Origin of the sequence: Kitasatospora sp. NPDC093102 (assembly GCF_040683915.1) — a bacterium.
GTDB lineage: Bacteria > Actinomycetota > Actinomycetes > Streptomycetales > Streptomycetaceae > Kitasatospora.
On the sequence record NZ_JBFBFA010000105.1, the window covers coordinates 1 to 6,131 of the forward strand.

The 6,131-nt window shown below is 69.2% G+C and carries 10 protein-coding genes; 4 read left to right on the plus strand and 6 right to left on the minus strand.

The window, feature by feature from the left end; all coding sequences use genetic code 11:
* The first annotated feature begins 82 nt into the window (after nt 1–82).
* Together AB0O11_RS38930 and AB0O11_RS38935 are read left to right on the plus strand one after the other, a co-directional pair.
* Nucleotides 83–310, plus strand: a complete 228-nt coding sequence (locus AB0O11_RS38930; protein ID WP_363397267.1) for a hypothetical protein — start codon at nt 83–85, stop codon at nt 308–310.
* Nucleotides 311–517: 207 nt separating this feature from the next.
* Nucleotides 518–808 (plus strand): hypothetical protein, encoded by a 291-nt coding sequence (locus AB0O11_RS38935; protein ID WP_363397270.1) that lies wholly within the window; start codon nt 518–520, stop codon nt 806–808.
* 64 nt (nt 809–872) lie between these two features.
* On the opposite strand, the gene AB0O11_RS38940 is transcribed toward AB0O11_RS38935, so the two are convergent.
* The 3 genes from AB0O11_RS38940 to AB0O11_RS38950 form a co-directional block, all read right to left on the minus strand.
* Nucleotides 873–1,061 carry a hypothetical protein gene (locus AB0O11_RS38940; RefSeq protein ID WP_363397272.1) on the minus strand — a complete coding sequence of 63 codons (189 nt, stop codon included), beginning with the start codon at nt 1,059–1,061 and terminating at the stop codon, nt 873–875.
* A gap of 525 nt (nt 1,062–1,586) precedes the next feature.
* Nucleotides 1,587–1,715 carry a hypothetical protein gene (locus AB0O11_RS38945; RefSeq protein ID WP_363397274.1) on the minus strand — a complete coding sequence of 43 codons (129 nt, stop codon included), beginning with the start codon at nt 1,713–1,715 and terminating at the stop codon, nt 1,587–1,589.
* A gap of 85 nt (nt 1,716–1,800) precedes the next feature.
* On the minus strand, nt 1,801–3,063 hold the full coding sequence (locus AB0O11_RS38950; RefSeq protein ID WP_363397277.1) for a Vps62-related protein: 1,263 nt from the start codon (nt 3,061–3,063) through the stop codon (nt 1,801–1,803).
* A gap of 482 nt (nt 3,064–3,545) precedes the next feature.
* On the opposite strand from AB0O11_RS38950, the gene AB0O11_RS38955 reads away from it, so the two are divergent.
* Nucleotides 3,546–3,800 (plus strand): helicase associated domain-containing protein, encoded by a 255-nt coding sequence (locus AB0O11_RS38955; RefSeq protein ID WP_363397280.1) that lies wholly within the window; start codon nt 3,546–3,548, stop codon nt 3,798–3,800.
* A 97-nt stretch (nt 3,801–3,897) separates the two neighbouring features.
* Here AB0O11_RS38955 and AB0O11_RS38960 read toward each other — a convergent pair whose 3' ends face one another.
* Nucleotides 3,898–4,854 carry a hypothetical protein gene (locus tag AB0O11_RS38960; protein WP_363397282.1) on the minus strand — a complete coding sequence of 319 codons (957 nt, stop codon included), beginning with the start codon at nt 4,852–4,854 and terminating at the stop codon, nt 3,898–3,900.
* Nucleotides 4,855–4,969: 115 nt separating this feature from the next.
* Here AB0O11_RS38960 and AB0O11_RS38965 point away from each other — a divergent pair, with 115 nt between their 5' ends.
* Nucleotides 4,970–5,284 (plus strand): hypothetical protein, encoded by a 315-nt coding sequence (locus tag AB0O11_RS38965; protein ID WP_363397284.1) that lies wholly within the window; start codon nt 4,970–4,972, stop codon nt 5,282–5,284.
* 114 nt (nt 5,285–5,398) lie between these two features.
* Here the strand turns inward: AB0O11_RS38965 and AB0O11_RS38970 are convergent, their stop codons facing one another.
* Together AB0O11_RS38970 and AB0O11_RS38975 are read right to left on the minus strand one after the other, a co-directional pair.
* Nucleotides 5,399–5,665 (minus strand): hypothetical protein, encoded by a 267-nt coding sequence (locus AB0O11_RS38970; RefSeq protein ID WP_363397288.1) that lies wholly within the window; start codon nt 5,663–5,665, stop codon nt 5,399–5,401.
* A gap of 53 nt (nt 5,666–5,718) precedes the next feature.
* The gene (locus AB0O11_RS38975) at nt 5,719–5,898 is read right to left on the minus strand and encodes a hypothetical protein (RefSeq protein WP_363397286.1); all 180 of its coding nucleotides are present in this window, start codon (nt 5,896–5,898) and stop codon (nt 5,719–5,721) included.
* Between the last annotated feature and the right edge of the window lie 233 nt (nt 5,899–6,131).

Consider the following 6,131-nt stretch of genomic DNA (forward strand, 5'->3'; position numbering starts at 1 on the left):
CCGAAGATCAACCCCGCTGCAACCATCAATTCACCGTGCTCACCGAGAGTGGCACAACCAGGCCTATCCGTACTCATGCTGAGTGGCAATCAACAGCTGGCAGATCGACCGGCCCAGCACCACCTTCTGCAAGTCCTCCCACGCGGAGGGACGCAAGGATCCTCGCAGCACGTGGAACAACACCGGCGGTGACGTCGACCTCTACAAGTCCGACGACTGTTTCGGCTTCAATTTCATCACCACCCTCAGCCACAAGAGCGGCCTTGCCGACAGCGACCCCAACCGCATCAACGCCTGGAAAGCCGCGTAGCACTCCCGGACCCGGCCGGTCCACCCGCCGCATCCCAGGGGCGACGATCACGGACCCGTGCGGCCTGCGGACTCGTGGTGATGCGCGCCGACGTCCCGTCGTTCCCTGGGCTGCAGGGCCGCATCTACCGCACCCGCCCGGCGGCGGTGCAGACCGGGGCGGTGTCCGCACCCGCCCTCTACATCGCATTCGACCTGCTGCACACCGGTGAGCGGTCGCTGCTCGCCGAGCCGTACGCGCGGCGGCGCGAACTGCTGGAGGGCCTGGAGCTGGAGCGGCCACACGTCGCTGCCGTCGTGGGGCGGCGATCTGGAGGCCGCTCGGCAGGGCCTGAGCGAGGAGCCGCTGGCCCAGTCCGCCCGGCTGGAGGAAGCCAGGTGTCGGGCCTGCCACGCGGTGTGGGCCGACGAGTACTGGGCCAAGCTGTCCGGCGAGGACCGGGTGGCCGCGCGCAACCGGCTCCAGCACATCGACGACCCGGTCGTCGGGGCTGCGTGACGGCGGTGAGGCCTTGATCGTCGGGATGTGATCGAGGCGCGTCGGGTGGATGGATGGCGTCCCGTTACCGGAATCGGAAGCGGAGGTTGCCGTCCGCGTCGACGGTGACGGGGAAGTCGTTGTTCGGCATCAGCCGCAGGATCTTCTTCAGCTCCTGCCAGTCGACCGGCTGGCGGGGAGTGGGCGGCGGTGGCAGATCGGGGCCGCCCCAGACTGAGTCGGACAGAACGGCGGCAGCGATCGTCTTCGTCATGTGAGGGCCTTCCCGGTGATCGTCAGGTCACCTTAGAGGCCGTCCGCTGGCGACGGAAGACAGTCATCAACGTCGCGGCCAAAGTCGGGCCAGCGGCCCACGCCGCGGCCGCCCGGCGACTGGGCCGCCCAGCGGCGCAGCGAACGCGAACACACCGATGCCGTCCTGCGCGGCGTCGCCGAAGTCTCGACCGACTGACCGACGGGACAAGTCCGGCCGCCGTCCCTTCTGCGGGCCGCGGCCACCGTCGCGTTCCGGGTGTCGAAGCGCCAGTCAGGTCTGCCGCTGCCAAGGCCGGTTTCAGCTGACGCGCCACACTGAAACCCGGAAGAACTCCAACCGCCGGACGGCCACCCGCAGACCATCCCGGATGACACGAAACCTTCAACGGAAAACGACACAGGCCTTCAGTGCCAACGACACACGTCTTCAGCGGCGTGGCCGCACCACCCCAGCGAGCTGGCTGCTGAACTCGCCTGACGTGCCAGCGCTGAAAACAAGCTGTCGCCTAACACCTGCCGAACCTCACGCCTCGGCTACCGGCTGGGCGGCGAACTCGTCTCCGTCGTCCAGCCCGACCCGGTCGAGGTCCACCGCAGCTACTGCTACTGCTTCAGCTCCCCGGTCTCCCGGTTCGGGTCCCGGCAGAGCCATGTGATCTTGATGGCCCCGGGCGGGCACGGGACGGCCGTCTCCGGCCTTCCCTGTGCCCTCCGGGGGTTTGTGAACCGGGGCCCGGTTACTCGTCCGATTCCTTCTCCGGGTCCGGGTACTGGTCGAAGTGCACGCTGGCGGTCTTGAGTTCCAGCGTCGGCCCGACGCGGCTGTTGTCGGCCCGCTTGACCTGGACGGTGTGGCTTCCGGTCCAGGCGGCCGCGGCGGTGCCGGGCTTCACCGTCAGCTCGCGGGTGATCGTCTTCGACTCCAGCGACTTGGTGGAGACCGATCCGCCGAAGCTGTACTCCATGCTGAAGCCGACCGTGACCGTGGCGGAGGCGCCGAACGACACCCCGGAGGTGTAGTTGAGCGAGAAGCCGAGGCTCGTGTTCCAGTTCGACGTCTGCTCCTTCTCCAGGCCGGTGGTCAGCGCGATGCTTTCCTTCTGGTCGCTGTCGGTGTCGTTGTTGAGGAACGCGAGCCGCAGCCAGGACACCCGGCGCTCGACCTTGTAGAAGGGCGACTTCTGCAGCTTCCACGGCACGGGCTTCGCCTCGTCGCGGACGGCCGTGAACGGCAGCCACAGGGTGCTCGCGAGCGCCTCCATCGTCCGCTCGGGCGGCAGCTCACGGCCCTCCAGCTGCGGGTACTCGGTCGGCAGCGAGCCGCCGGCGTCCACCGTCAGGCGCAGGACGTTCATCTCGGTGAGGAACTTCGGGGTGGCGTACTTGGGGTGTGCCGCGAAGGTGTTGGGCGCGATCAGGAACTGGCTGGTGTCGCCCGCGTCCTCCGGGGTGTAGGACTGGGGGACGTCGTTGAACCAGACGCCGACGTCCTTGCCCTTGCTCTTGTGGTTCTCGAACGCCTTGACCGGCCTCGCGGCGTGGGTGAGGTCCTCGCGCACGCACATGATCGCGTCCAGCGGCGGCTTGTCGTACGAGTACACCGGCGCCACGCAGCCCAGCGCCACATAGCCCTCCGGTGCCACGGGCCGCCACACCGAGCCGCGGTGGTAGCCGTAGCTGCCTTGGTCGTTCCACACCTCCTCGTAGTCCACCGGCCGGGCGAGCGGCGGCAGCTTGCCGTCCTCGGTGGTGCCCGCGTCCTTCACGCACAGGGCGACGATGTGCTCGTCGCTCATCGGCCCGTCGGCCTTCGGCTTCAGGTTCGCCGCTCCCCGTGCCGGCACCACCACCGTGCCCAGCGCATGGAACCCCTCGGGCGGCAACGGACGCCAGAAGCTCACCCAGTCCGGACACGACGTGGCGTCGTTGTCGTAGCACCACTCGAACTTGTCGGTGAACGCCAGCTCCAGGTCGCCGTACACCTTCGATCCGACAGCCATACAACCGCTCCTTCATGCCAGGACACCCACAGATCACCATGTGTCGATCATTCCTAGCAGAAGGTGACCGACTTGTGAGGCGAAACCGGCGGACCAGCACGCACCGCCATCGCTGACCCCCCAACCACCCGGACGACCCGCACCGACCACCCGGAACACCAGATGGTCGACGGATTCCTGCCAGGACTGACCCGCCATGCGCGCTCCGGCCCCGCCGGACACGAGATTCTCAACGAGACGGCGGCCGCTCCCACCGCGCGGGCGAAGCCGGAAAGTGCCAGGGCCGCCACCAAGCCGGTTCGACCCCCGCGTCCCGGCCATCGTCCAAGCCGCGGCCAACGGCACCGGGCACGGCGGCCGGACCGGAAACGCCGGGTCACCACCAGGCCGGTTCGACCTCGGCACCCTGGTCGTCGTCCCGGCCGCGGCCGGCGGACCCGGAGACGGTGGCCGCCAAGGCCGCAGCCGATGCGAAGCCGGCAATGTCCCGCACCGATCGGTTCGCCCGAGGCCTGGCCGCCTCGGCGGCATCCGTCGACCGGGAAGGCCACGTGAAGGCCCCGCGCCCGCACAAGGAGCAGTTGGAGGTCACGGTGGCCGGCCCCGGCAGAGAAGAGGCTGTCAAGACCGTCCACGTCGGCCTCGGTGCGTGGCTGAACAATCAGAAGGCCCGCCGTGCCAAGCTCACGCCGGGCCAGCTCGCGAAGCTTGCGGAGCAGGGCGTGGAGTGGGCGTAGGGCGGCGGGCCGGGTGCCGGTGAGGGGAGGTTGGCTTGGAGGTCGGGCGTTCGTTTCAGGGGGTGTACCGCAGATCGTCTGCCGCGCCTGTGGCCAACTACTCCGGCAGCTCCACGGCGAACAGGGTCTCCTTGCGCTGACGGCCGGGGACTGCGCGCCGCGTGCCGACGGGATGACGCAGTTGAGGCAGTTCCAACATCAGGGCCAGCACGTCGGTGGGCGGGGCGTAGCCGCCGGAGCGGTGCTGCAGGAAGTCCTTGAGCCGGATCTTGCGGACTTGCAGGGTGCGGGCGTCGTCGAGTGCGCCGCTGGCCACGAGTTCGTCGGCGAGGTCGTTCAGTTTGGTCTTGAAGTCGTTGTAGATGGCGGACGAGGCTGCTTCGACGTCGGCGAGGGCCTGGTCGATTCCGCGCCAGTGCGCGTTTCGTGCTTCCCGGTCGGCTGGGTCCGGGGTCGGCAGGAGGCTGTCGGCTGCACGGCGGCGGGCCGCTGCCGTGGTGGCTGCGCGGAAGGAAGGGGCGTCACACAGCAGTTGTGTGATTCGGGCGATCTCCTCCTGTGCTCCTTGCGCGCGCAGTGTGCGGGTGTGTTGGGCCTGGGCGGCCTGCTCTTCCTGCACTTCGCTGAGGGCGGCCAGGAGGTCGTCGACCCATGGGGCCGTGCGGGACCAGAGCACGGCGACCCCGTCGAGGACCACGCACAGTTCCACGACGGGGGCCTGGCCGTCGCGCTGGCGCATCCGTCGGCGGAGGCTGTCCACTGCTGGCGACGTGCTGCGGGCGTGCGGTAGTTGTTCCGTGTCCTGGTCGTCCTCAGCGTCTTCGAGGTCTTCCAGGAGGGCTGCGGAGTCGAACGGGATCGTACGGTGGAACAGGATTCGGGCTCCGGCGGCGCGGGCGAGGTCGCACAGTTGCTCCGGCGTCATCACGGTGTCGTCCACCGCGGCGCTTCCCTTGTGGTTCTCCGGTACGGCAGGGACCAGCCGCAGCCCGTAGTCCTCGGCCATGGCTGGCAGCCGCTCGCACAACTCCTTCAGCCCGACGCTCTTCGTCATCGCAGCACCCTTTCTTGAATTACTCAGTGCACGTGCGGCATGACTCTATGTGATGCATCTGACACTGTGTCACCCTCTTGGCGGGCGCCCGTACAGGTGAAACCACACCGCGCAGATGTCCGACGGCGCGTGGGAGCAGGGGGAGCACAACGCCGGGGCGTGGTCGATGACCACCACGGCCACCAGGTCGTCCGGCACCCACGCCGTGGCCCGGTTGTGGTGGCTGAAGTCCGATGGCCGGTCAACTGGGGCCACTGCGTCGCGCACCCGTGGGACAAACAGTCGGCGCCAGGCGGTGGCGCGGCCGGAGCGGCCGGCCTGGCGTGACCCTGGCCGGATGCTCGGCGCGGTGCTCGCGAACGCCGGCTCCGGGCTGGCCGTTGCCGTGCTGCTGTTCTTGGTGCAGCATGTCGAGGTTGTCTGGCGCTGATGCCTCGGTTGGGGACCGGTCCGCTGCCCGCTCGGGGGTTCGGGCGCGGACCGGCCCTCTCAGTGTGTGCGGGCGGGCATCACAGTGCCGCTGGGGTTGGTCCGAGGGGCGCTGTCAGGGCGTGTCTCCCCGCCACTCCCAGCGGCGCGGGTCCGCCGGCCGGGGTTCGTAATGGGCGCGGCCGCCAGCGCCATAGGAGCCGATCTCGGTGGCCAGTGCGGCACCGCCGGCGAGCTGATCGGCGTCCCAGCCGGTGACGTCCAGGAGAAGGCCGTCGAGCGGACCTGCGACCAACTCCCGGTACTCGTGCCCGTGCTGGGGGCCGGGGTCGTCATGGTCAGCGCCGTAAACCCGGCCCCGCAGCAACGCCTCGTCGTCCATGGCGCCCAGCATCCCAGCCGCCACCGACACCGCGCGGGCGATCGACCGGTTCGTCACCACCAGGCTGGCTCGACGTCGGCGGCCAGGCCGTCGTCCTGGCCGCGGTCGGCGGCGCGGTGGCCGGCCTCCAGTGCCTGGGTCTCGTCGCGGAGCAGCTCGGTGATCCAGTCGGCGACGCCGGTGGGGAGGCGGAGGGTGCCTTGTTCGATTCCGTACGGGGTGCCGATGGTCACCCGTCGTCCCCGGCGGCGGAAAACGACAGAAGCCTTCAGCCCCAACGACACGCGTCTTCAGCGGCGTGACCGCACCACCCCAGCGAGCTGGCCGCTGAAGGGAATCTGACGTACCAGCACTGAAAACAGCCTGCCGCGTAAGAAGGTGTTGTCTTTCGGCACGTGACCGGTGGGTTTCCGCTGGTCAGGCATGAACTCCGTGGTGTCGAGGAAGAGTCGGGCCGTCGCGTTCG